Below are 1416 nucleotides of genomic sequence, written 5' to 3'. Positions count from 1 at the left end.
GGTCTTGAGGTAATTGATTAGACGAAAAATTCCGTTGTTTAGGGCTTTGCGCAAGGGTAAAGTTTGATAACATAAGTATTAATTTGCTTAAAAAATGTCTCAAATATCTACGTCTTGACTTACGCAAAACCCTTTAACAATATTTCTTAAATGGATGTCTTAAGTAATAGGAAAGATTAAATTAATAGTATATCTGAGGCAAAATTTGTTTTAATCTTTTGATTATGAATATTTTCAAATAACCAATATACTGTTAACTAATAACGCTTTCCTACTTATCCGAAATATGAATATTTTACTCCCAAGAAATAATAGCTTTGACTAGCGAAGGTTCAGTGTACAATTTCGGTAATTGTTCTGCTACTTCTTCGAAGGTGATGCGATGAGAAATCCAGCTATCAACCGATAATTCGCCAGTTTCCATGGCAGCAATAATTTCTTTGAAGTTATTAGGTTTACTATTACGACTACCCATGATGGTCAATTCTCTTTTATGAAAACTTGGGTCGTTGAACTGATAGTCACCTTGATATAATCCCACGAATACCAATCGTCCGCCTGCTGCCAAATAGTTGAAGGACTGGTGCATAGAAGCAGGACTTCCTGTAGCATCTAAAACTACTGTTGGCATTTTACCTCCAAATACTTCCAAAATTTGTTCTACCGTTTGGTCATTGGCAACGATACTAGCATCAGCTTTTTTGTGGTCTAAACAAAAATCTAATCGTTGGGTATTTCTGTCAACCACGGCAACTTTAGCACCACGAAGTTTGACAAATTCAAGAACTGATAAACCAATAGGACCTGCGCCAACAACCAAAACCAAATCGTTGGATTGTACATTGGCTCTTTCGACTGCATGCGCTCCAATACCAAGAGTTTCTACCAAAGCCAATTGCTCATAATTCAATTTATCAGAAACATGAAGTTTGTGAGCAGGCACTTTGATATATTCACGCATACCACCATCGGTGTGTACGCCCATCACCTGAAGATTTTCGCAGCAATTGCCCAAATCACGCTCACAAGCCCAGCATTTACCACAATTAAGATAGGGTTCTACCGCACATTTTTGCCCTATTGTAACTTCTTTAACTTCCGAGCCAATAGCGATTACTTCAACACCCAATTCATGACCCAAAATACGTGGATATTGAAAAAAGGGCTGTCTGCCCCAAAAAGCATGATAGTCGGTACCACAAATTCCAATTTTGTGGACTTTTACTAAAGCTTCATTAGGAAGGAGAGAAGAGGGTTTTTCTGTATCAGAATACGCAAAAGATTCAGGTTGTAATAAGGTAAGTGTTTTCATTAAAAATTTAACATTGAGAACAGCCGTTTGGGCTGAATGATGGAATTACCGATTATTAAGTGTTTTAACTATAGGGTTCAAGAAAGGATTATATACTCAAAATA

At 36.9% G+C, this 1416-nt stretch carries 1 protein-coding gene; it reads right to left on the bottom strand.

The genetic code is table 11. The features are described 5' to 3' along the window. Positions 1-295: 295 nt before the first annotated feature. Positions 296-1312, bottom strand: coding sequence for a zinc-binding alcohol dehydrogenase family protein (locus tag ACOVQ4_RS04205; protein ID WP_421819403.1), 1017 nt, complete (start codon positions 1310-1312; stop codon positions 296-298). Positions 1313-1416: the final 104 nt, after the last annotated feature.

The organism is Flectobacillus sp., assembly GCF_049240685.1.
Classification (GTDB): Bacteria; Bacteroidota; Bacteroidia; order Cytophagales; family Spirosomataceae; genus Flectobacillus.
Note: the sequence above shows the minus strand (reverse complement) of the source record. Positions and strands in the feature narration are given on the sequence as shown.